This is a genomic window from Dyella ginsengisoli (assembly GCF_044904665.1).
GTDB classification, from domain to species: Bacteria; Pseudomonadota; Gammaproteobacteria; order Xanthomonadales; family Rhodanobacteraceae; genus Dyella_A; species Dyella_A ginsengisoli.
This window is the reverse complement of record NZ_JADIKM010000001.1, coordinates 1,163,758-1,186,297: the sequence shown is the minus strand read 5'-3', so window position 1 is coordinate 1,186,297 and position 22,540 is coordinate 1,163,758. Positions and strand designations below refer to the sequence as shown.

Genomic DNA, 22,540 nt, shown 5'->3' with positions numbered 1-22,540 from the left:
GGAAGGGGAAAGTGTGAAGTATGCGGCCTGCCACAGCCTTGCGGGCGACCTCCTGCCGTGGCTAGATGAGCTGGGACCGGGAGGTGCGCATGAGGGGTTTGCGCAGTATCGCTTCACGCTTGTCGTTGTGGAGCCTGCTCGGCTCGCTCGTCGTGATCTTGGCCTGCGGCCTGATGCTGCTGAGCCATCTGCGCGAGCTGTGGCTGCTGTCCGCGCACCGCGAGGGAGGCACGCTCGCCACCGCCGCGGCCAACGGCATCGAGGCGCACATCGAGCGCGTCACCGAGGCGACCCGCCTGCTTGCCCGTCTCGCCGAGAGCCGATCGGATCGGACAGAGGAACTAGCGCGCACCACCCTCTTCGCCAATGCCGATCTCGCCGGCCTGTCCTTCGCCTGGATCCCGAACGACCCGACCTCGCCCCCACCCGCCCCGTTCGTCGACCGGCTGCCCGACGGCACGCTGGGCCAGCGTGATCTCCGCGGCGATGCGACGCGCTATTGGGAGCAACCCTGGTTCCTGCACGGCGTGGCCTGCGCCGACGGCTGCTGGCAACGACCGTTCTTTTCGCAATCGCGCCAACGACGCCTGATCAACTATTCCGTGGCCATCCGCGACAACGGACGCGCGGTAGGGCTGGTCAATGCCGATGTCACGCTCGAATGGCTCCAGGGCGTGCTCGGCACGCTGCGTCGCCCGGATGGCGCGGCGCTGTTCGTGGTGGACGCCGAGCAGCGCTTCCTCGCGCACGATCGGGCGACACTGCTCGGCGAGCCGGCCTCGCCCGCACTGATCGCCGCCCTGCGCGACGCGCGCACGGGGCCGCAGGCGTTGTCCGTGCGCGGACTGGTCGACGTTGCCGAGCCGTCGTGGGTCTACAGCGCACCGATCCACGGCACCTCCTGGACGCTGGGCCTGCAGGTACCGCAGGCGCTGCTGGAACACAGCCTGCGCCAGCTGCTCATGCGCGAGCTGATCCTTGGGGTCCTGGCGATGCTGGGCATTGCCCTGATGATCCTGATGGTGACCCGACGCACGCTGTCACCGCTGGCGGCCCTTACCGGCCATGCCGAACACGTGGCCCGCGGCGAACTGGATTTCGCGCTGCCAAAAGTGCGGCGGCGCGACGAGATTGGCCGCCTCACCCACGCCTTCGACACCATGCGCAAGCAGTTGGCGATCCATCTGGCCAAGCTCACGCAGGCCACCCGCGAACAGGAGCGTTTGCGCAGCGAGCTGGAGATCGCCCACCAGATCCAGGTGGCCCTGCTGCCGAACGAGCATTACGTCGACGCGCACTGCGCGGTGTTCGAACTGCACGCCCTGCTGCGTCCGGCCCGCGCCGTGGGTGGCGACCTGTACAGCTACTTCATGCTCGACCAGCAGCACTTCTGCGTGATGGTGGGCGACGTGTCCGACAAGGGCATTCCCGCCGCGCTTTTCATGGCCCGCGCGATCACGCTGGCCAAGGCGCTGGCGCCGCGCGCAGGCCGACCGCGGCAGCTGCTGGAGGAACTCAACCGCGAACTGTGCCGAGGTAATGACAGCTGCATGTTCATCACCCTGCTGTGCGGTGTGCTGGATACCAGCGACGGCCGACTGGTGATGGCCAGCGCCGGACACGAGGCACCGATCCTGTGCCGTGACGGCCGCAGCATGCTGTTCGAGATCGAGACCGGCCCGGCCATCGGCCTGGACGACGAAGCCAGCTACGGCGAGCAGACCCTGACACTGCAAGCCGGCGACACTCTGCTGATGTACACCGACGGGATCACCGAAGCCGGCAACGCGGTGGGCGACATGTTCGGCATCGAGCGCACCCTGGCCAGCCTGTTGCGCGCGCCGGCGCCAGACGCGCCGCGCGCGTTCACCGATCGCCTGCTGGGCGACGTGGACGCATTCGCCGCCGGCCACGACCAGACCGACGACATCACCCTTCTCGCCCTGAGCTGGCATCACCGCGCCACGCAGGAGGAGCGCATGCTCGAATTGACGATGAAACCCACGGTCGAGAGCGTGTTCGACGCGCTCGACCGCTGCGATAGCGTGCTGCACGAAGCCGGCATCGCCGCCGGCACCCGTGAGGACGTGCGACTGGTACTGGAGGAACTGATGGTCAACATGGTGCGGCACGGCCACGACGGCTCGCCCGACGGGGAGATCCGCCTGCGCCTGCGGCCGTCCGCCGAGGCGGTACAGGTGGAACTGCACGACAACGGTTCCCGGTTCGACCCTCTGGAAGCAGCGCCGCCCGCGTTGAGCGGCGACATCGCCGATCCGGAGGAAGTCGGCGGACTGGGCATCCACCTGGTGCGCGCGATGGCCAGCGAACTCACTTACAGCCACGACAGCGAAGGCAATCACCTGCAGCTTCGCTTCATCCATCCCGACCACACGGAACCGACGCCATGACGTTCGAACTGCACACGGAAAAGCCCGCAGCCAACCGCCTCGTCATGCACCTGAAAGGCCGACTGGACGCCGTCACCTACCTCGACTTCGACAACGCCGTGCAGCCACTGCTGGCGATGCTGGCCCGCGGCTCGACGGTGGTGCTGGACCTGGCCGGGCTCGACTACATCTCCAGTGCCGGCCTGCGCAGCGTGGCGCGCATCCGCAAGGCCACGCGCGCCATCGACGGGCATGCCCTGCTGCTGGATCCACAACCACAGGTGCGCAAGGTGTTCGACATCGTCAAGGCGGTACCGGTGAGCGAGGTATTCACCAGCACCGGCGAACTTGACGCCTATCTGGACCGCATCCAGCGACGCGTCATCGAGGGCGAAGACGAGGATTGACGATGCAGAAAGGGGCAGCCTGCACCGCCCCTTTCTGCAAGACATCTGCGCGGATTACACGTTGAACAGGAAGTGCAGCACGTCGCCTTCCTTGACGATGTATTCCTTGCCTTCCTTGCGCAGGCGCCCGGCTGCCGCCGCGCCGGCCTCGCCCTTGTACTGGATGAAGTCGTCGTAACCGATCGTCTCGGCGCGGATGAAGCCGCGCTCGAAATCGGTATGGATCACGCCGGCCGCCTGCGGCGCGGTGGCGCCCTTCTTCACCGTCCATGCGCGCACTTCCTTCACGCCTGCGGTGAAGTAGGTCTGCAGCCCCAGCAGCTTGTAGCCGGCGCGGATCACGCGGTTCAGGCCCGGCTCCTCCAGCCCGAAGTCCTTGAGGAATTCATCGCGGTCGGCGTCTTCCAGCTGCGACAGCTCTTCCTCGATCGCCGCGCACACCGGCACCACCTCGGCGCCCTCGCTGGCGGCGCGCGCGCGCACCGCGTCCAGGTGTGGGTTGTTCTCGAAGCCGTCCTCGCGCACGTTGGCGATGTACATCAGCGGCTTGAGCGTGAGCAGGAACAGGTCGCGCACCAGCGCCTGCTCCTCCTCGTCCAGGCCGAGGCTGCGCGCGGACCGGCCTTCATTGAGGCCGGCGGAAAGCTTCTGCAGCACCGGCTTCCTGGCCAGCGCCTCCTTGTCGTTGGCCTTGGCCGCGCGCTCGGCGCGGTTGAGCGCCTTGTCCACCGACTCCAGATCGGCCAGCGCCAGCTCGGTGTCGATGGTCTCGATATCGGCGATCGGATCGACCTTGCCCGCCACGTGCACGATGTCGCCGTGCTCGAAGCAGCGCACCACGTGGGCGATCGCATCCACCTCGCGGATGTGCGCCAGGAACTTGTTGCCCAGCCCCTCGCCCTTCGACGCGCCCGCCACCAGCCCGGCGATATCGACGAACTCCACCGCGGTGGGAATCAGCTTCTGCGGCTTGACGATCTCGGCCAGTGCATTGAGGCGCGGATCGGGCACCGGCACCACGCCGACGTTCGGCTCGATCGTGCAGAACGGGAAATTCGCCGCCGCGATGCCGGCCTTGGTCAGCGCGTTGAAGAGCGTGGACTTGCCGACGTTGGGCAGGCCGACGATGCCGCATTTGATGCCCATGGGTGACTCCGAAGCTGGGTTATTTCTGGCGTCATTTCCGCGCGAGCGGCCATGACGGCGCGTAATAGGGGATGAGCCGGCGGATGGTCCGACCGACCGTTACGGGCTGACCGTGTGCAACTGCTGCATCGCCTTGTCGAACTGCCCGTCCACCGCCAGCGGCAGCACGTCCAGCGCGCGGGCGATGCCGTCGAGAATGGCGTCCTCGTCCTGCGCAGACGGTCGGCCGAGCACCCACGGGGTGACCCGATCCTTGTGGCCGGGATGGCCGATGCCGATGCGCAACCGATGGTACTTGCCGTGGCCCAGGTGCGCGGCAATGTCGCGCAGGCCGTTCTGGCCGCCATGGCCTCCGTCGAACTTCATCCGCACGGTACCGGTCGGCAGGTCGAGTTCGTCATGCGCCACCAGGCACTCGGACGGCTCGATCTTGTAGTAGCGCAATGCCGAAGCCACGGCGATGCCGCTCTTGTTCATGAAAGTGGACGGCTTGAGCAGCCACACCGGCTCGCCGCCGATGCGAACACGGCAGGCCTCGCCGTGCAGCTTGCCGTCGAAGGCGAAGCGCTCGCCCTGCGACGCCGCCAGGGCGTCCACAAACCAGAACCCGGCGTTGTGCCGGGTTCGGAGATATTCGGTACCGGGGTTGCCCAGTCCGACGATGAGTCGAAGTCCCGCCATGCGTCTGGCAAGCCGACTCCGCCCGCGCCACGAGGGGCGCGGGCGGACGCGGGCTTACTTCTTGTCGCCAGCCGGCTTCTCTTCGCCCTCGGCGGCGGCCGGAGCTGCCTCGACCTCTTCCTTCACCGTGTTGGCGGTGACGACGGCGATGTCGTGGTCCGCGCCCAGGTGCAGGGCCGGCAGCTCCACGCCCTTCGGCAGCTTGATCTGCGAGAGGTGGACGATGTCGCCGGGCTTGAGGTCGCCCAGGTCGAGCTCGATGAACTCCGGCAGGTCCTTCGGCAGGCAGGACACTTCCAGCTCGGTCAGGTTGTGCGAGATCACCACGCCGGAAGTCTTGCCGGCCGGCGAGCTTTCCTGGTTGAGGAAGTGCAACGGCACGTTCACGCGCACGGCAGCGTTCTCGTCGATGCGCAGGAAGTCCATGTGCATCATCTGCTGCTTGTACGGGTGCTTCTGCCAGTCGCGCACCAGCACCTTCTGCACGGCGCCGTCGATGTTCAGGTCGAGCACGGAGGAGAAGAACCACTCGTGCTTGGCGGCGAGCAGGATGGTGTTGTGCTCGATCTGGATGCTCTGCGGCGGCAACTTGCCACCGTAGACGACGGCCGGCACGAACAGCGCACGACGCAGGCGGCGGCTCGCACCTTTCCCCTCGTCCTTGCGGCTCTCGGCCTTGATTTCATGGGTCTTGGACATTGGTTTACTACCTTGGTTTGGAAACGCCGCCTTGCGACGACGGAGTGACTTTCCCGCGACCAGGAAAGTCGGTTTTCGGGGAACGGGATCGCCATGCGGCGAGCTCCATTCCCCGTGGATCAATCCACGTACAGCGAGCTCACCGATTCGCCGAAGGCGATGCGGCGAATGGTTTCGGCCAGCAGTTCGGCGACCGAGAGCTGGCGGATCTTCGGGCATGCCAGCGCGTCGGCGCGCAGCGGCAGCGTGTTGGTGACCACCAGCTGGTCGAGCTGGGAGCCTTCGATATTGCGGATGGCCGCGCCGGACAGCACCGGGTGCACGCAGTACGCCACCACCTTGCGCGCGCCGCGCTCCTTCAGCGCCGCGGCGGCCGCGCACAGCGTGCCGGCGGTGTCGACGATGTCGTCCACCAGCACGCAGGTCTTGCCGTCGACGTCGCCGATGATGTTCATCACCGTGGCCACGTTGGCCTTCGGGCGGCGCTTGTCGATGATCGCCAGGTCCGCGTCGTCCAGCCGCTTGGCCAGCGCCCGGGCGCGCACCACGCCGCCGACGTCCGGGCTGACCACGATGAGATCGTCCATCGAGTGGTTGCGCCAGATGTCCGCCAGCAGGATCGGCGAGGCGTAGACGTTGTCCACCGGGATGTCGAAGAAGCCCTGGATCTGGTCGGCGTGCAGGTCGACCGTGAGTACGCGGTCCACGCCGATGGTGCCGATCATCTTGGCCACCATCTTCGCCGTGATCGGCACGCGCGCCGAGCGCGGACGACGATCCTGGCGGGCATAGCCGAAATACGGGATCACCGCGGTGACGCTGGCCGCCGAGGCGCGCTTGAGCGCATCGACCAGGGTCAGCAGCTCGAACAGGTTCTCCGCGCTCGGCGCGCCGGTCGGCTGCAGCACGAACACTTCCTGCCGGCGCACGTTCTCCTCGATCTCGATCTGCACCTCGCCATCGCTGAAGGTGCCGACCAGCGCCTTGCCCAGCGGCATGCCGAGCCGGTGCGCCACATCCTCGGCCAGCGCGCGGTGCGCATTGCCGGTAAAGAGCATCGGGCTGGACGTATCCACTGACAATTCCTTCGACCTACGGCCTTGGTTGAATGGCTGGGGCGGCAGGATTCGAACCTGCGCATGCGGGAATCAAAATCCCGTGCCTTAACCAGCTTGGCGACGCCCCAGTATTACGTTGTGTGTCGCACCTGCTCCGGCTGCGGCGCACCCTGGAAGCGCGCCAGCGAGCGATGCAGCATCGAGCGATCCGCTCCGGCGGCAACCTGCGCATTCCATGCGTCAGGACAGCGCGCGGCGATCGACAGCGCCCGCAACTCGGAGGGTGTTTCGAGAAACACGCACCCGCCGCTGCCGGACAGCTTCGCCCGCCCGAAACCGCCGAGCCACCCCAGCGCGGCGTCGACGCGCGGATGGCGCGCGCGAACGACCGGCTCGAAAGCGTTCTCGGCTGTTTCGCCCGAAACAAAGGATGAAATTGTCGCCCGGGGGGCATTTCGTGTCAATTCAGGCGCTTGAAACAGCGCCGCGGTAGGCACGTGCTCGCGCGGGTCCAGCACCACGTAATGGCGCCGCGGCAGGTCCAGCGGGGTGAGCAACTCGCCAACGCCTTCGGCCCAGGCCGAGCGGCCGCGGACGAACACCGGCACGTCGGCGCCGAGCTGGCGGCCGAGCTCGGCCAGCGTGTCCTCGTCGAGCCCGGCGCCCCACAGGTGATTGAGCGCCACCAGCACAGTGGCCGCGTCGGAGCTGCCGCCACCCAGTCCGCCGCCCATCGGAATGCGCTTGTCGATACCGATGTCGGCGCCGAGCGCAACGCCGGCCCGCGCCTGCAGCAGGCGCGCCGCGCGCACGGTGATGTCCTCGTCCGCCGGTACGCCGGGCAGCTCGCCGTGGCGCCGGATCGCACCGTCGGCACGCACCCGCAGGCGCAGCTCGTCGCCCCAGTCGAGCAGGCGGAACACGGTCTGCAGCTCGTGATAGCCGTCGGGTCGGCGACCGGTGATGCGCAGGAACAGGTTCAGCTTGGCCGGCGCCGGCCACACGCTCCATTCGTCCGCCGCCAGTGGCGACAGCGGCCGGCTCATGAACACGCGCAGATCGTCGGGAAAGCCGTTCTCGCGATCGCGCTCCCACGCGCGGGCAAACGTGGGGTCGCGCTTGTCGACCACCGCGAAACCGTGCTTCGCGTAGAACGGCGCGTTCCACGGCACATCCACCAGGGTGCCCAGGCCCACCTGCCGATAGCCTGCCGAACGCGCCCAGGCGCAGGCGTGCTCCAGCAGCGCCGCGCCGATGCCGCGACGACCGTGCGAAGGAAGCACGTCCAGCTCACCGATGCCCACCGCATCGCCGCCCAGGTCGTCGTCGAGCCAGACGAAACCCACTGGCTCGTCCTGCTCGATAGCCACCCACACCAGCCCGCGCGCCACGGCGCCGTGCAGCAGCTCGGGCGGAATCGCCATCGCGGCATAGGCACGCCACGCCGGATGGCCGCGGAACAGCTGTACCGCGGCACGCTCGATGGCGCACAGGGCGTCGACCTGCGAGGGCCGGGCGCGTTCGATGTGAACGGTCATGACGGCTCGAATAACGATGCGGGCACCTGCATGACGCCCACGGGGGCCGATAGCCTACCCCAGACCCGCAAACACGCTTAGGGATGCTCTGATCAACCCTGCACAGGCGCCATGATGTCCAGAAGGCGCGCAGGGTGTGTTGCACGGCGCCGGGAAGACTGGCCGTCTTGCCAAGCCGTGCGGCACGGCCTGCGGGCCTTCTGGGCATCACCCAATCCATTTGAATTGAGCATGTTGGGCCGTGGCTGTCTGCCCACATGCCTTCGGTCCGCCGTCTCGACAGACGGCCAGTCTGCCTTCGCCGACGGCCCTGTGGCCTGCGGACAGACAGCCACGGTGGCGCCTGCGCAGGGTTGATCAGAGCACCCTACTGCAAGGTCCAGGCGTTCACCGAGAGCCGGACCTTGTACGGCGGCTTGGTGGCGAACACCTTGGTCGGCAGTGCGGGCTGGCGGGTGGTGTCCCAGGCCCGGTACTCCACGTGCCAGCCGTCCTGCTCCAGCACCGCGGGCAGTCGATCGGTGCCGAAGCTGATCTGTGCCGGCGAGCCCGGTGCGCGCAGTCCCAGCACCCAGGCGCGCAGCGATTCCAGCGGCACCGACCAGCCGGCCGCCTTGCGCATCAGCGCTTCGGCATCCGCGCCGCGGATCGGCTGCTTGCCCACGCCTTCGAGCACGGCGCCCTGGGGATCGCCGCTGAGCCGGTAGTCGTAGCCGAAGCCGCCGTTGACGGTGAATACGTAGCGCTCGCCCTGCTGGTGCCAGCTCAGGCTGCCGCTGCCGTTGCCGCGGGAATCGCTGGCATTGCTGATGCCCAGGCGCCCGTCCAGGCTCCAGTCGCGCACCTCGCGCAGGGCATCCTCGCGCGCGGCCTGCGCGGCCATCAGGCCGGCATCGGCGGCTACCGTCTTGCCGCGTGGCGGCAGGCTCACGCAGCCGGACAGCGCCGCCACGCCCAGCCACAGGGCGATCTTCCGACACGTTCCGGTCATGGCTGCAGGCGCTTGAGCGTGTCGCGCAGGCTCGCGTTGGTCGGGTCGATCTTGCGCACCTGCTCGAACACGCGCGCCGCCTCGTCGCGCTGGCCGCTCTTCCACAACACTTCGCCCAGGTGCACGCCCACGTCCGCATCGGGGCGCTGCTTCCAGGCCTGCCGCAGCACGCTGGCCGCCTCATCGAGATGGCCCAGCCGATACTGCAGCCAGCCCCAGGAATCGGCGATGGCCGGGTCATCCGGCTTGGCCTTGCGCGCCTGCGCGATCAGCCGCTCGGCCTCGGGCAGGTCGCGATTGGCGTCGGCCAGCGTGTAGCCCAGTGCGTTGCTGGCGTCGATGTCGCTGGGCTTGAGCTCAAGCAGGCGGCGCAGGTCGGTGACCGCCTGGTCGATCTTGCCGGACTCGGCATAGGCCAGCCCGCGGCCGTAGAGCAGGCCGGGATCGTCCGGCACCACCTGCAGCGCCCGGCTGAACGCCATCTCCGCCTGCGGATATTTCTGCTCGGCCATATACAGGTCGGCATCGGCCTCGTAGGCCTTGCGCAGCTGCTCGGGCTGGTCGAGGTAGGCGGTCTCCAGCTGGCCGAGCAGCTCGTGCGCCTCGGCCTTCTTGCCCTGACCGTGCAGGATCACCGCGCTGCGCAGGTCCGCGTCGAAGGCGTGCGGATCCTCATCACCCACCTGGTCGTACCACGCCAGCGCCTCGGCCTTCAGATCCTGCATCTCGGCCAGCTGGCCGAGCAGGAAGGCGCTGGACTGACGGATGTCGTCCGGCGACTTCTGCAACTGGCGGTACAGCATGGCCAGGGTCTGCTTGTCGTTGGCCTGGGCCGCCAGCGCCGCGCGCAGGTTGTAGATGTCCGCGCTCTGCTTGCCGCTGGCCAGGAACTTCGCCGCCGCCGGGTAATCGCCGCCCTGCGCCAGCATCGTGGCGTAAGCCAGCCGCAGGTGGGTGTCGCCGGGCGCGCGGGCGATCGCCTGCTTCAACAGCGCCTGCGCGGCCGCTCGATCGCCGGCGCGCAACGTCATCTGGGCGGCCCATGCGTAGGTGGCCGACGAATGAAAGCGCGCGGCCGCGGCGTTGGCGATGCGCAGGGCGTAGGCACGACGGCCGAGCCGGTCGCCCAGCTCGCTCATCGCCAGCCAGGCCCGCTCGTCGGCGGGCAGGCGCTCGGGCGTGGCCAGCGCTTCGAGCAGCCGGGCCGCCTGCGCCGAGTCGCGGGCGCCGACCAGCACCCGGCCGAACTGGCGCCAGGCATCCTCGCCGCCGAGCTTGAGCACGCTCTCCAGCTGGCGCTGGGCTTCGGCCGCGTCGCCGCGATCCAGCGCCAGTTCGGCGCGCGCCTGGGCCAGCGCGGCCGGCTTGGCGCCGAGCGCCTGCCAGCGCTCCAGCGCGTGCATCGCCGCCGCATCGTCGTGTACGGCCAGCGCCAGCGCGGTGGCGCGCTCGGCCACCTGCGGGTCGTTGGACAGGGCCGCGGCCTTGCCGTAGGCCGCCGCGGCCGTCTTGAGATCGGAGTGGGTGAGCGCCATCTCACCGGCCATGAGCTGGGCCATCACATCGTGATCGGCATCGGGCGTGGCCACCACCAGCCGGGCGAGGGGCTGCGGCGACGCGACCGGCGATGGCCGTGCGGCGGGTACCGAAGCGCATCCGGCGGCCACCGCCGCGAGGGCGCCGAGCATCGCAAAATGCCGCATTTGCTTGAACTTGCCCGACCCGCTGAGCACACTATTGATCATCTGTTCGCCTGTTTCGGCCGTATCCGTCACCACTTGCGACGAGCGCCAAGCTTAGCCTACGCCGCCGGACACCCTGCCGCCGAAATGCCGTCCTCGCCATGCCACTGATCGCCCTCGGGCTCAACCACCTCACCGCGCCGGTCAGCCTGCGCGAGCAGGTGGCGTTCGACGCGCACGCCGCCAGCGAGGCGTTGCAGGAGCTCACCCGCGAGCCCGGCGTGGAGGAGGCGATGATCCTGTCCACCTGCAACCGCACCGAGCTGTACGTGGGGGTGGCCGAGGGCGCCGAGCACGTGCCGCAGGCATGGCTGAACCGGCATCACCGTCTGACCCCCGGCAAGCTCGACGAGTTCCTCTATCGGCACGACGAGGACGACGCCGTGCGCCACATGTTCCGCGTGGCCACCGGGCTGGACTCGATGGTGCTGGGCGAACCGCAGATCCTCGGCCAGGTGAAGGACGCCTACCAGCAGGCGCGCGAAGCGCGGGCGCTGAAGGCACCGCTGGACCGCCTGCTGCAGCACACCTTCGCCGTGGCCAAGCGCGTGCGCACCGACACGCGCATCGGCGCGCACACGGTCTCGGTCGCGTTCACCGCGGTGCGGCTGGCCGAGCAGGTGTTCACCGATCTCAAGCAGGCCTGCGTGCTGCTGATCGGCGCCGGCGACACCATCGAACTGGCCGCGCGCCACCTCGCCGACAAGCAGGTGCGCCGCCTCATCGTGGCCAACCGCACGCTGGAGAACGCGCAGGAGCTGGCCACCCGCTACGGCGGCTACGCCATCGCACTGGCCGACCTGCCACAGCATCTGGCCGAAGCGGACATCGTGATCGCCTCCACCGCCGCGCGGCAGCCGGTGCTGACCCGCGCGATGGTCGAGAAAGCCGTCGTCGCGCGGCGACGCAAGCCGATGTTCATGGTCGACATCGCGGTACCGCGCGACATCGAGGCGAGCGTGGGTGAACTGCAGGACGTGTTCCTCTACGGCATCGACGACCTGCGCCAGGTGATCGACCACAACCGCCGTTCGCGCGAGGCCGCAGCCCGCGAGGCCGACGCGATCATCGACCTGCAAGTGGAGCGCTACATGGCCTGGCGTCGCGCGCTGGGCGTGCGCAATCCGGCGGTGGACATGCGCCACCACGCCGAGGCGTACCGCGACGAGGTGCTGGAGAAGGCGCGCGGCATGCTCGCGCGCGGCAAGTCGCCGGAGGAGGCGCTGAGCTTCCTCGCCAACACGCTCACCAACAAGCTGCTGCACCACCCCAGCGCCGCGCTGCGCGAGGCGGCGCTGAGCGGCGATCTCGACCTGCTGCACGCGGCCGGGCGGCTGTACGGACTGGAGCGCGAGACCGGCGAGGATTAGCGGCGCGAACGTTCGGTTGTCCCCGTTCGCCCGCCCTGCCCTCACCGACGCTCGCCATGACCCCGTCCATCCGCGCCAAGCTCGAAGCCCTTTCCGAACGCCACGAAGAAGTCGGCCTGCTGCTGACCCAGCCGGAAGTGATTGGCGACAACGCGCGTTTCCGCACCCTCTCGCGCGAATACGCCCAGCTCGGCCCGGTGGCCGCGGCGCTGCACGAGCATGATGACGCCCAGCGCGAGCTGGCCGAGTCGCGCGCCATGCTGGCCGATCCGGAACTGCGCGAGATGGCCGCCGACGACGTGACGCGGCTGGAGCAGCGCCTGGTGGAACTGGACCAGGAGCTGCAGATCCTGCTGCTGCCCACCGACCCGCGCGACGAGGGCAACCTGTTCCTGGAAGTGCGCGCCGGCACCGGCGGCGACGAGGCGGCGATCTTCGCCGGCGACCTGCTGCGCATGTACCTGCGCTACGCCGAACAGCGCGGCTGGAAAACCGAGATCGAGTCTGCCCACCCCGGCGAGCACGGCGGCTACAAGGAAGCCGTGGCGCGCATCGAGGGCAAGGGCGCGTTCTCGCGACTGAAGTACGAATCGGGCACGCACCGCGTGCAGCGCGTGCCGGCCACCGAATCGCAGGGCCGCATCCACACCTCGGCCGCCACTGTGGCGATCATTCCCGACGTGGAGGAGGTCGAGGAGATCGCGATCAACCCCGCCGACCTCAAGGTCGACACCTTCCGCTCCTCCGGCGCCGGCGGCCAGCACGTCAACAAGACCGACTCGGCCATCCGCATCACCCACGTGCCCACCGGCATGGTGGTGGAGTGCCAGACCGAGCGTTCGCAGCACGCCAACCGCGACAAGGCGATGAAGCGGCTGAAGGCGCAGCTGCTGGACGCCGAGCGCACGAAGCAGGCGGCCGCCGAGGCCGAATCGCGCCGCGTGCAGGTGGGCTCGGGCGACCGCAGCCAGCGCATCCGCACCTACAACTTCCCGCAGGGCCGGATCACCGACCACCGCATCAACCTCACCCTCTACCGCCTGCCGGAAATCCTGCAGGGCGACCTGGACGAACTCGTCGACGCGCTGATGCGCGAGGACCAGGCCGACCAGCTCAAGGCGCTTACCGACGCCGGCTGACGCGGTGACGCGGGCGGCCCCGTCCGCGCTACGCTCGGGCGGACTACCCGCCGGAGACCGCCCCATGAAGCGCAAGGCCTACGAACAGCAGCTGGAAGCGCTGCAGATCGAGCTGACCGGGGTGCAGCGCTGGCTGCGCAAGAGCGGCCGGCGCCTGCTGGTGATCTTCGAAGGCCGCGACGCGGCCGGCAAGGGCGGCACGATCAAGGCGATCACCGATCAGCTGGACACCCGCGGCTACCGCGTGGTCGCCCTGCCCAAGCCGGACGATCGCGAAAGCACGCAGTGGTATTTCCAACGTTACGTGGCCCATCTTCCGGCCGCCGGGGAGCTCGTGCTGTTCGACCGCAGCTGGTACAACCGCGCCGTGGTCGAACCGGCGATGGGCTTCTGCAGCCAGGCGCAGTACGCCCAGTTCCTCGACGACTGCCCCGCGTTCGAACGCATGCTCGCCGACAGCGGCATCCTGATCCTCAAGTACTGGCTCGCAGTAGATCAGCAGGAGCAGGAAGCCCGCTTCACCGAGCGCGCGGCCGACCCGCTCAAGCGCTGGAAGCTGTCGCCGGTGGACCTGGCCGCCCGCGAGAAATACGCCGAGATCGGCCACCTGCGCGACGTGATGATGGCGCGCACCCACGCCGCCCATGCGCCGTGGTTCGTGGTCGACTACAACGACCAGAAGCAGGGCCGCCTCGCGCTGATGCGCCACCTGCTCGACCAGTTGCCCGATGTGCGCGTGCCCGACACCAAGGTCAGGCTGCCCAGGCTGCGCGGCAAGCCGAAGCGCGAAAAGCTGGCCGACGCCAGCTTCTGGATCGCACCGCCGGGCTGATCCATCGTCAGCCGGTGGCGAAGCCGCTGCCGCTCCACGCGGCACACGGTTCGCGCAGCACCTGCTCGACCTGCGCCGCCGGCGGCCCGCGATGCAGCCAGCGCTCCAGCGCATCGAGCGCCTGGCGGTCGCCACAGGCGATCACTTCCACCCGGCCGTCGGCCAGGTTGCGCGCCACGCCGCTCAAGCCCAGCGCCAGCGCCTGCTCGCGCGTGCCGGCGCGGAAGCACACGCCCTGCACACGCCCGCTGACCAGGAAGCGCGCGGTCGGCATCACTTGGCGTCGTCGATCGCGGCCTTCAGCGCATCCCCGGAGATCGGCCCGACGAAGCGCTTGGCCACCGTGCCGTCCGGCGCGATCAGGTAAGTGGTGGGCAGGCCGCGCGGCTCGTCGAAATCCTTCGGCGGATTGTCCAGTGTGACCTGCGCGATCGGATAGCTCACCGGGTGCTTGGCGACGAACGCACGGATATCGGCGATGTCGCTGTCGTCATACGCCAGGCCGATCGCGGTGACGTCCTTGCGCTTGCTGACGAAAGCGGAGATATCGGGCATCTCCTTGATGCACGGCACGCACCACGTCGCCCAGTAATTCACCACCACCCAGTGGCCACGCTGGCTGGCCAGGTCGTACGGCTTGCCGTCGAGCGTGGTCACCTTGAGCATCGGCGTGGTCGGCATGGCGGCCTGGGCGGGAGCCGCGATCACGGCGGCGGCCAGCAGGACTAGCGAAATGAAGATCTTCATGGAACGGACTCCTCGGAAACATCCGCCGCATCGGCGGACGGGGGATAGATGCGATCGAGCCGGGTGCCGAGCGCGGTGTCCAGCGACTGCGCCACCACACCCAGCAGCTCGATCAGTGCCGACGGCAGAACGATGCCCAGCGACTGCGCCTCCTCAGCCGGATGCAACGGCAGTCGATACTGCGTACCGGTGTAAACCCGCAGCAGGTCGGTGCTGTCCAGGCTGCGGGTGAGCAACCAGCCGCCGGCCTCGCTGCGCTGGATCAGGTCGGCGCGCTGCAGATCGTCGAAATAGCAGCTCACCTGGCTGGAACGCAGATACGGCTCCAGCAACTGCACGGATGCCGGGTCCACGCATTCGCCGCGCCGCTGCGCCTGCACGAAATGCTTCAGCACCACCAGCAGGCCGAGAAACTCCGCGCCCTCGGGCAGTGCATGCGCCGGCGGGTGGTATTCGAACGCGTTGATCGAGGCGGCGATCGACGCGCCCAGGATCACGATCACCCACGACAGGTAGATCCACAGCAGGAACGTGGGAATCACCGCCAGCGCGCCGTAGATCTGCTGGTACGTCTGCGCATTGCGCACGAACACCGTGAAGCCCCAGCGCGCCAGCTCGAACAGGATCGCGCCCAGCAGCGCGCCGATCGCCGCGTCGCGCACCACCACCGGGCGATTGGGGATCACCGCGTACATCAGCCACAACGTGATGTACGTGACCACGAACGGCAGCAGCGCCAGCAAGTGCTGGGCGAAGCCCTGATCGAACTGCCCGGCCGCCTGCTGCAGCAGTGGCAACGCCGTGACGTAGGAGGACGCCGCCAGTCCGCCCACCACCAGGATCGGCCCCAGCGTCAGCGACGCCCAGTACAGCAGCAGGCGCGATCCCCACGAGCGCGGCTGGTGCACGCGCCAGATGCGGTTCAATCGATCCTCGATGCTCACCATCATCGACAGCGCGCTGAACAGCATCACCAGCACGCTGATGCCGGTGAGGCTGCTGGCGTTGCTGGCGAAGCTCTCCAGCGCGCGCTGCAGCTTCTCGCCCGCCGCCGGCACGAAATTGTTGAACACGAACGACAGCAGCGCATCGCGCGCCGGCGCAAACGCCGGAAACACCGAGAACATCGCGAACACCGCCACCATCAGCGGCACCAGCGACACCAGCGTGGTGTAGGACAGCGCACCGGCCGTCTCGAAGCACTTGTCGTCGACAAAGCGCTGCCAGATGAAGCGGGCAAAGCTGGCGGTGCGGTCGCGGTTGAACGGCTTGGCCATCGAAGTCCCTTGGATGGGCGAGGGATGCGTGTATCGCGGGCGCGGCGCCGTGGCGCGGCGACTGTCCCGGAGGCGAACGTTACACTAGCTAATCGCCACTGAACCGCCCACGCGCATGAGCCCCAGCATTCTCGTCCTGTACTACAGCCGCAGCGGCCACACCGCGCAGCTTGCGCGACTGATCGCGCGCGGCGTGGAGGAAGTCCCCGGCATGCAGGCGCGATTGCGCCAGGTGCCGCCGGTGGCGCCCGTCACGCAGACCGCGCAGCCGCCCGAACCGGAGGAAGGCGCGCCCTATGCCACCCGCGAGGACCTGCTCGAGTGCGCCGGCCTCGCGCTGGGCAGCCCCACCCGCTTCGGCAACATGGCCGCGCCGCTCAAGTACTTCCTCGACTCCACCGGTGCGGAGTGGGCCAGCGGCGCGCTGGTCGGCAAGCCGGCGGCCGTCTTTACGTCCACCAGCACCATGCATGGCGGGCAGGAATCGACCCTGCTCAGCATGGCGCTGCCGCTGCTGCACCACGGCATGCTGCTGCTCGGCCTGCCGTACACCGAGCCGGCGCTGACGTCCACGCTCTCCGGCGGCTCGCCGTACGGCGCCAGTCACGTCGCCGGTCCCGCCGGCGACAACGCGATCAGCGAGCACGAGCGCGAACTGGCCCGTGCGCTGGGTCGCCGCCTCGCCGACACCGCCCACAAGCTGGCGGTCGGGGTATGAATACCGCATCCACACCGCTGCGGCCGGTCTACCGCGTCGGCCTCGCCGCCTGGGCCGCGCTGGTCGTCCTGCAGCTGATCTGGCACGCGTGGCTGGTACCGCCCGAGCGCATGCCGCTAACCCTGGTGCTGGCCATCACCGTGCTGCCGCTGCTGCTGCCGCTCACCGCGTTGCGCAACGCACGTCGCGCCCTGCTCTGGGTCGGTGTCCTCAGCCTGTTCTATTTCTCCCACGGCATCGCCGAGGCGTGGAGCTCGCCCGCCGAGCGCTGGCTCGGCCTCGTCGAGATCACCCTCACCGTGCTGCTGATCGGGGCGCTCGGCGCAGGCGTCACACGCAAGCGGGGTTGAATCCACGCCGACGACACGGCTTCGCCGTAGGATGGAGCGCCGCAGGCGCGCGACGCGCTGACGACGGAGAGACGGCCATGGCCTTTCTGCAGGATGCACCGCAACTGCCCCATCCCTTCCGCAGCGATCGCGTGCTGCGCAGCCTGCTTGATCGCACCGTGTCGGCCGAGCGCCGGGCCGCGCTGGACGCCGACCTGGATGCGCTGGGCGACTACGCGCTGCATGCATGGCATCGCACCGGCGAAAGCGTGCGGCACAAGCCGGTGCTGACCACGTGGGACGCGTGGGGGCGGCGGGTCGATCGCATCGAGCTGACCGACGCGTGGCGGGAAGGCCCCGGCAACACTACCCGTCACGCGGTGCTCGCCGCAGGGCACGAGGCCCATCCGGACGCACGTCTGGAAGCCTTTGCGCGGGTCTACCTCTATCACCTCGCCAGCGAGTTCTACACCTGCCCGCTGGCGATGACCGACGGCGCCGCCACCGCGCTCAAGGCGTCCGGCAACGCCGCGTTGATCGAGCGCGCCGTGCCGCATTTCCTCAGTCGCGATCCGGCCACGTTCTGGCTCAGTGGCCAGTGGATGACCGAGACCGCCGGCGGCTCGGACGTGGGCCGCACCGAAACGGTGGCGCGCTGCGACGACAGCGGGCAATGGCGGCTGTACGGCCGCAAGTGGTTCAGCTCGGCGGTGGTCGGCGAGGCGGCGCTGGCGTTGGCGCGGCCGGAAGGCGCCGGCAGGGGCACCGGCGCACTGGCGCTGTTCTACGTCGAGACGATGGACTCCGGTCGCCGGCGCCCCGAGCTCGCCATCGACCGCCTGAAGGACAAGCTCGGCACGCACGAGCTGCCCACCGCCGAGATCCACCTCGACGGCCTGCCCGCCTGGCCGGTGGGCGAGCTGGCGAACGGCGTGCGACAGGTGGCGCCAATGCTCAATGTCACCCGCACGTGGAATGCCATCTGCGCCGTCGCCAGCATGGCGCGGGCGATCGCGCTGGCTCGTGACTACGCCACTCGGCGCTTGGCGTTTGGCCGTCCCCTGATCGAGCATCCGCTGCACGCACAGACGCTGGCCGGGATGCAGGCCGAGTTCGAGGGCGCGTTCGCCTTGAGCTTCGAGGTGGCGCATCTGCTCGGTCGCGTCGAGCACGGCGCAGCGGATCCGCACGAGGCGGCGCTGCTGCGCCTGCTCACGCCGCTGGCCAAGCTGTGGACCGGCAAACTCGCCGTCAAGCTGTGCTCCGAGGCGCTGGAATGCTTCGGCGGCGCCGGCTACATCGAGGACACCGGACTGCCGCAGCTGCTGCGCGACGCGCAGGTCTACGCGATCTGGGAGGGGACGACCAACGTGCTCTCGCTCGACGCGCTGCGCGGCCTCGGCGATGGGCTCCACGCCCTGCGCCATGCCGTCGCCGGGTGGACGCGCGACGCCGGTGATCGCGCCTGCGTGCAGGCCATCCACACCGCGCTGGATACGGCGAGTGCTTTCCTCGATCGTCAGGGCGATCACCGCGACACGCTGGAAGCCGGCGCGCGCGGCCTGGCGCTCACCCTGGCGCGCTGCGCGGCGGCCGCCCTGCTCGCCCGCCAGGCGGGCTGGGCCGACGCACGGGGGGATCGACGATCCGGCGCAGCGTTGCGGCGCTTCGTTCAACACGGCCTGGTGCGCCTGCACTGGCCCGACCGCGACGACACGGCGCTGTTGCTGGGCGACTGAACACGACGAGTGCGGGACAACGGATTGGGAGCCCTGCCGCTGCACCGGCTAAAATGCGCCGACTCCTACCAGCGGCGCAGCGACCATGCAGCATCTGACCATCGTCACCACCGGCGGCACCATCGACAAGATCTACTTCGACGACAAGTCGGACTACAAGATCGGCGCGCCGCAGATCGGCGAGATCCTGGGGCATCTCGGTGTGGCGTTTCAGTACGACGTGATCCCGATCCTGCGCAAGGACAGCCTGCACGTCACCGACGAGGACCGCGCGCTGATCCGCTCCACCATCGAGGCGCAGCCGCACCGCCACGTGCTGGTCACCCATGGCACCGACACCATGGTGGAAACGGCCAAGGTGCTGGCCGGCATTCCCGGCAAGGTGATCGTGCTTACCGGCGCGCTGAACCCGGCGCGCTTCCAGGGCTCCGATGCGGTGTTCAACATCGGCTGCGCGGTGGCCGCGGTGCAGACCCTGCCCGACGGCGTGTACATCGCCATGAACGGCCGCGTGTGGGACCCGGCCAAGGTGCGCAAGAACCGCGACGCCAACCGTTTCGAGCAGGCTTGAGCCGCGGCAGTCCCGCACCCGTTTCGGCGCACGCACTGCCCAGCCACCATTGCGATCCTCGGAAAAACGGCGGCCCCGGTCATCCCTGACCGGGGCCGCTGGACTTCACGCGCGGCCGCTCATCCCGAGCGGCCTTCACGCACGATTGCTTTGACTCAGTTCCAGGTCGCCTTGAGCGTCACGCCCGAGAACGCGCTGTAGCCGTTGAGCATGATGTAGTACGTGCCCGTCGACGGCGACGCCACCGTGCAACTCTCGCTGTTGCCCGTCACGTAAGGACGGCAGTCGTAGCTGCTGGTGGTCGGCGTGGCGCCGAACTTCACGTACAAGTCCTCGTCGCCCGAACCACCGGAGGTGGTGATCGCCAGGTTCTTGGCACCGGCCGGGATCTGCACCGTGTAATACAGTTTGGCGCCCTTCGCACCGGACAGGTTGCTGACCGGCACGCCATTCTGCAGCACGTTGCTGCCGCCACCGCCGCTGCTGGTGCTCCAGGTGGCCTTGATGGTCACGCCGGAGAACGCCGAGTAGCCGTGCAGCTTCACGTAGTAGGTGCCCGCCGAGGGCGACGCCACGCTGCAGCTCTCGCTGTTGCCCGACACGTACGGACGGCAGTCGTAGCTGGTCAGCGTCGGCGCCGAGCCGAACTTGGTGTACAGGTCCGCATCGCCGGTGCCACCGGAGATCGAGATCACCAGGTTCGATGCACCGGCCGGCACCGCCACGGTGTAGTTGAGGTCCGCACCTGTTGCCGCAGCCTGGCCGGTCAGCGCCACGCCGTTGGACAGCGCGGTCGTGCCGCCGCCACCGCCGCCGCCCGAGCTCGGGCAGGTCACGCCCACGCCGGAGAACGCAGTCGCCACGTTCGCCGCGCTGTAGCCCAGATCGGTCGCCGCCGACTCCACGCCGCAGGCGCCGGAGTCGAAGGTCGAGGTGGCGGTCCAGTACGACTTGTTGGCCAGCGCGAACACCTGGAAGGCCTTCTTCACGTCCCAGCCGCTGGTCTTGGCCAGCAGGCAGAACGCCTTGTTGTACACGCCCGAGGAGTAGTGCACATCGAGGCTGGAGGTGTAGTTGGCCTCGTTGTCGATCGAGCCACCGTCCTGCGGCGGGTTGCACATGTAGCGCAACGCGTCACCGATACCGGCGCTGGTCTTGACGATGTCGCGACCGACCAGGAAATCGGCAGAGCCGCGGTCGAAGAACTCGGCCGCTTCACCAGCAATGTCCGAGTACGCCTCGTTCATGCCGCCGGACTGGCCGGAGTACTGCAGGCCCGAGTTCTGCTCGGTGTAGCCATGGCTGATCTCGTGGCTGGTCACGTCCAGCGACACCAGCGGATAGAACGTGCTGGCGCCATCGCCGAAGAACATCGCGGTACCGTCCCAGAACGCGTTCTCGTAGTTGCTCTTGTAGTGCACGTTCATGCGCAGCTGCATGCTGAGCGGTGCCGCGCCGGTGTAGGCCACGTACATGTCGTGCACCACGCCACCGAAGTGATGGGCGTCGTTCACCGGCGAGTAGGCGCCGTTGACCGCATCGGTGTTGCTGTTGGGGCAGGTGAAGCTGACGATCGAGCCGCCGCTGGTGCCGTTGTGCAGGTTGTAGGTCACCACGTTGGTGTTCTGCAGGTAGCAGGTGCTGCCCGACTGCGTCACGTCCAGCGCGGCGTAGTCCGTGCCGTAGGTGTACTGACCGGTCTTCTGGTTGCCGCCCGGGCCGGTGGCGGTGGCGTAAGTCAGGCCGTTCCAGCTCTGGATCACCTCACCGGTATTGGCGTCGATGATCGCGGTCGGGCGCGAGACCTGGCCGTTGCCAGCCGCCACGTACGAGGTGCGGTACACGAGGCGGGCCGGGCCGTTGTCCTGCGGATACACGAACAGGTCGCTCTGCTCATTGCGAACGGACACGCCCGCGGCCAGCAGGGTGTGGGCATGGCTCTTGAGCGCGGCAAGCGCCTTGGCCGGCGTGAGACGCGGCGTCACCGAGACCAGGTCGGAATCGAGGTTCTGCGCCAGTTCTCCGGTGGCGCGCAGGGCGTTGCCGCTGGCGTCTTCGACCACGGCCACGCTGCGGCCGTACACCGGCACACCGCGATACATCTGCTGATGGCGAACCACATGACGGCCATTGGCCACGGCGACCGAGCTGCGTGCGACCAGCGCGCTGTTCGCGCCGAGGCCCAAGTGCGCCGACAGGGACGACGCCGGCACCGCGCCGAGATTCTGGGCATGGAGGCTGTGCGTGGTGGCGGCCGTGGCGACGGACGCCGTGACCATGCCGATCGCGGCGACCAGTGCTTTCAAGCGAAGACTGCTCTGCATTGCTGACTCCTGGACATTATTGGGACGAACGCACCTGATGCGGCCGTATCGACCCCATTTATGAGTTGCCGCAGTCTCCTGCGGCTCCATACTTCGTTGGATTGTCTAGCGATGCCTGTCGATCCGACCGCTGCCTCCCCCCGTTGCTTCCTGTCAGGGCTCGCGGTGAATCCGTGGGACGGATGCCGAAATTTCCTACGGCTTCCACAGGATCATCCGTCGACCTCCCCGCCAACGGACGTACCGACCTTAGGCGGCCAGGACGATGGCAACAAGGTGAATAATTCCTATGGGGACAGTCACTTGAGTCGCCACGGCGAGTCTCTCACCGGCTAAAAGTCCATGCGCCGCAAGCCTTTGCGCGTATTTTCTTTCGCGCCAGCCGCGTCGGATCGGCACCGCGAAGGGCGTGGAATGATGGAGTGGGAGCCTTGCCGCCGCACCGGCTAAGATGCCCTCGCCCAACCAGCGGCGCAGCGATCATGCAGCAGCCACTCCACCGTCGAGACGCGGCCGGACCGCCACGTGCTGGTCACCCACGGCACCGACACCAAGGTGGAAACGGCCAAGGTGCTGGCCGGCATCCCCGGCAAGGTGATCGTGCTTACCGGCGCGCTGAACCCGGCGCGCTTCCAGGGCTCCGATGCGGTGTTCAACATCGGCTGCGCGGTGGCCGCGGTGCAGACCCTGCCCGACGGCGTGTACATCGCCATGAACGGCCGCGTGACCCCGCCAAGGTGCGCGAGAACCGCGACGCCGACCGCTTCGAACAAGTCTGAGCAGCCACCACCCACCGGCATGAAAGAAGGCCCGACGCTCGCGCGCCGGGCCTTCGCGTTTCC

Annotated in this window: 20 protein-coding genes, 1 tRNA gene and 1 pseudogene; 10 read left to right on the top strand and 12 right to left on the bottom strand. The window is 68.5% G+C overall.

Annotation, left to right across the window (positions count from 1 at the left end):
• Positions 1 to 89: 89 nt before the first annotated feature.
• Together ISP17_RS05400 and ISP17_RS05395 are read left to right on the top strand one after the other, a co-directional pair.
• Positions 90 to 2,411, top strand: coding sequence for a SpoIIE family protein phosphatase (locus ISP17_RS05400; protein ID WP_404630774.1), 2,322 nt, complete (start codon positions 90 to 92; stop codon positions 2,409 to 2,411).
• Entirely contained in the window at positions 2,408 to 2,797 is a 390-nt protein-coding gene (locus tag ISP17_RS05395) for an STAS domain-containing protein (protein ID WP_404630772.1), read from the top strand. Before ISP17_RS05400 ends, ISP17_RS05395 begins: the two co-directional genes overlap by 4 nt.
• A gap of 54 nt (positions 2,798 to 2,851) precedes the next feature.
• On the opposite strand, the gene ychF is transcribed toward ISP17_RS05395, so the two are convergent.
• From ychF to ISP17_RS05355, 8 genes are all read right to left on the bottom strand, one after another.
• Positions 2,852 to 3,943: a redox-regulated ATPase YchF gene (gene ychF / locus ISP17_RS05390; protein WP_404630770.1), complete on the bottom strand. Its 1,092-nt coding sequence runs from the start codon at positions 3,941 to 3,943 to the stop codon at positions 2,852 to 2,854.
• 99 nt (positions 3,944 to 4,042) lie between these two features.
• Positions 4,043 to 4,624 carry an aminoacyl-tRNA hydrolase gene (gene pth / locus ISP17_RS05385; RefSeq protein ID WP_404630768.1) on the bottom strand — a complete coding sequence of 194 codons (582 nt, stop codon included), beginning with the start codon at positions 4,622 to 4,624 and terminating at the stop codon, positions 4,043 to 4,045.
• Positions 4,625 to 4,678: 54 nt separating this feature from the next.
• Positions 4,679 to 5,323 carry a 50S ribosomal protein L25/general stress protein Ctc gene (locus tag ISP17_RS05380; protein WP_404630766.1) on the bottom strand — a complete coding sequence of 215 codons (645 nt, stop codon included), beginning with the start codon at positions 5,321 to 5,323 and terminating at the stop codon, positions 4,679 to 4,681.
• 119 nt (positions 5,324 to 5,442) lie between these two features.
• The gene (locus ISP17_RS05375; protein WP_404631449.1) at positions 5,443 to 6,381 is read right to left on the bottom strand and encodes a ribose-phosphate diphosphokinase; all 939 of its coding nucleotides are present in this window, start codon (positions 6,379 to 6,381) and stop codon (positions 5,443 to 5,445) included.
• A gap of 51 nt (positions 6,382 to 6,432) precedes the next feature.
• Positions 6,433 to 6,509 (bottom strand) — tRNA-Gln (locus tag ISP17_RS05370).
• 3 nt (positions 6,510 to 6,512) lie between these two features.
• On the bottom strand, positions 6,513 to 7,919 hold the full coding sequence (gene ispE / locus ISP17_RS05365) for a 4-(cytidine 5'-diphospho)-2-C-methyl-D-erythritol kinase (protein ID WP_404630764.1): 1,407 nt from the start codon (positions 7,917 to 7,919) through the stop codon (positions 6,513 to 6,515).
• Between the two features lie 367 nt (positions 7,920 to 8,286).
• Complete coding sequence (gene lolB / locus ISP17_RS05360) at positions 8,287 to 8,910, bottom strand: lipoprotein insertase outer membrane protein LolB (RefSeq protein ID WP_404630762.1); 624 nt, start codon at positions 8,908 to 8,910, stop codon at positions 8,287 to 8,289.
• Positions 8,907 to 10,598, bottom strand: coding sequence for a tetratricopeptide repeat protein (locus ISP17_RS05355; RefSeq protein WP_404630760.1), 1,692 nt, complete (start codon positions 10,596 to 10,598; stop codon positions 8,907 to 8,909). The genes lolB and ISP17_RS05355 overlap by 4 nt, the downstream gene beginning before the upstream one ends.
• Positions 10,599 to 10,753: 155 nt before the next feature.
• Between ISP17_RS05355 and hemA the strand changes: the two genes are divergently transcribed.
• The 3 genes from hemA (at position 10,754) to ppk2 (ending at position 13,993) form a co-directional block, all read left to right on the top strand.
• Positions 10,754 to 12,022, top strand: a complete 1,269-nt coding sequence (gene hemA / locus ISP17_RS05350) for a glutamyl-tRNA reductase (protein WP_404630758.1) — start codon at positions 10,754 to 10,756, stop codon at positions 12,020 to 12,022.
• A 56-nt stretch (positions 12,023 to 12,078) separates the two neighbouring features.
• The gene (gene prfA / locus ISP17_RS05345) at positions 12,079 to 13,161 is read left to right on the top strand and encodes a peptide chain release factor 1 (RefSeq protein ID WP_404630756.1); all 1,083 of its coding nucleotides are present in this window, start codon (positions 12,079 to 12,081) and stop codon (positions 13,159 to 13,161) included.
• Positions 13,162 to 13,225: 64 nt separating this feature from the next.
• Complete coding sequence (gene ppk2 / locus ISP17_RS05340) at positions 13,226 to 13,993, top strand: polyphosphate kinase 2 (protein ID WP_404630754.1); 768 nt, start codon at positions 13,226 to 13,228, stop codon at positions 13,991 to 13,993.
• A 7-nt stretch (positions 13,994 to 14,000) separates the two neighbouring features.
• Here the strand turns inward: ppk2 and ISP17_RS05335 are convergent, their stop codons facing one another.
• The 3 genes from ISP17_RS05335 to ISP17_RS05325 are packed head-to-tail and all read right to left on the bottom strand — an operon-like array spanning position 14,001 to position 16,017.
• On the bottom strand, positions 14,001 to 14,267 hold the full coding sequence (locus ISP17_RS05335) for an acylphosphatase (RefSeq protein WP_404630752.1): 267 nt from the start codon (positions 14,265 to 14,267) through the stop codon (positions 14,001 to 14,003).
• Complete coding sequence (locus ISP17_RS05330) at positions 14,267 to 14,740, bottom strand: TlpA family protein disulfide reductase (RefSeq protein WP_404630750.1); 474 nt, start codon at positions 14,738 to 14,740, stop codon at positions 14,267 to 14,269. The genes ISP17_RS05335 and ISP17_RS05330 overlap by 1 nt, the downstream gene beginning before the upstream one ends.
• Positions 14,737 to 16,017, bottom strand: coding sequence for a YihY family inner membrane protein (locus tag ISP17_RS05325; protein WP_404630748.1), 1,281 nt, complete (start codon positions 16,015 to 16,017; stop codon positions 14,737 to 14,739). The genes ISP17_RS05330 and ISP17_RS05325 overlap by 4 nt, the downstream gene beginning before the upstream one ends.
• Positions 16,018 to 16,132: 115 nt before the next feature.
• Between ISP17_RS05325 and wrbA the strand changes: the two genes are divergently transcribed.
• From wrbA to ISP17_RS05305, 4 genes are all read left to right on the top strand, one after another.
• The gene (gene wrbA, locus ISP17_RS05320; protein WP_404630746.1) at positions 16,133 to 16,735 is read left to right on the top strand and encodes an NAD(P)H:quinone oxidoreductase; all 603 of its coding nucleotides are present in this window, start codon (positions 16,133 to 16,135) and stop codon (positions 16,733 to 16,735) included.
• Positions 16,732 to 17,085, top strand: coding sequence for a DUF2069 domain-containing protein (locus tag ISP17_RS05315; RefSeq protein ID WP_404630744.1), 354 nt, complete (start codon positions 16,732 to 16,734; stop codon positions 17,083 to 17,085). The genes wrbA and ISP17_RS05315 overlap by 4 nt, the downstream gene beginning before the upstream one ends.
• A 77-nt stretch (positions 17,086 to 17,162) precedes the next feature.
• Entirely contained in the window at positions 17,163 to 18,803 is a 1,641-nt protein-coding gene (locus ISP17_RS05310) for an acyl-CoA dehydrogenase family protein (protein WP_404630742.1), read from the top strand.
• 85 nt (positions 18,804 to 18,888) lie between these two features.
• Positions 18,889 to 19,374, top strand: a complete 486-nt coding sequence (locus ISP17_RS05305) for an asparaginase domain-containing protein (protein WP_404630740.1) — start codon at positions 18,889 to 18,891, stop codon at positions 19,372 to 19,374.
• A gap of 155 nt (positions 19,375 to 19,529) precedes the next feature.
• Here the strand turns inward: ISP17_RS05305 and ISP17_RS05300 are convergent, their stop codons facing one another.
• Entirely contained in the window at positions 19,530 to 21,698 is a 2,169-nt protein-coding gene (locus ISP17_RS05300; protein ID WP_404630738.1) for a M4 family metallopeptidase, read from the bottom strand.
• A 510-nt stretch (positions 21,699 to 22,208) separates the two neighbouring features.
• Between ISP17_RS05300 and ISP17_RS05295 the strand changes: the two are divergent.
• Positions 22,209 to 22,477, top strand: a pseudogene (locus tag ISP17_RS05295) (asparaginase domain-containing protein); the annotation flags it as partial.
• Between the last annotated feature and the right edge of the window lie 63 nt (positions 22,478 to 22,540).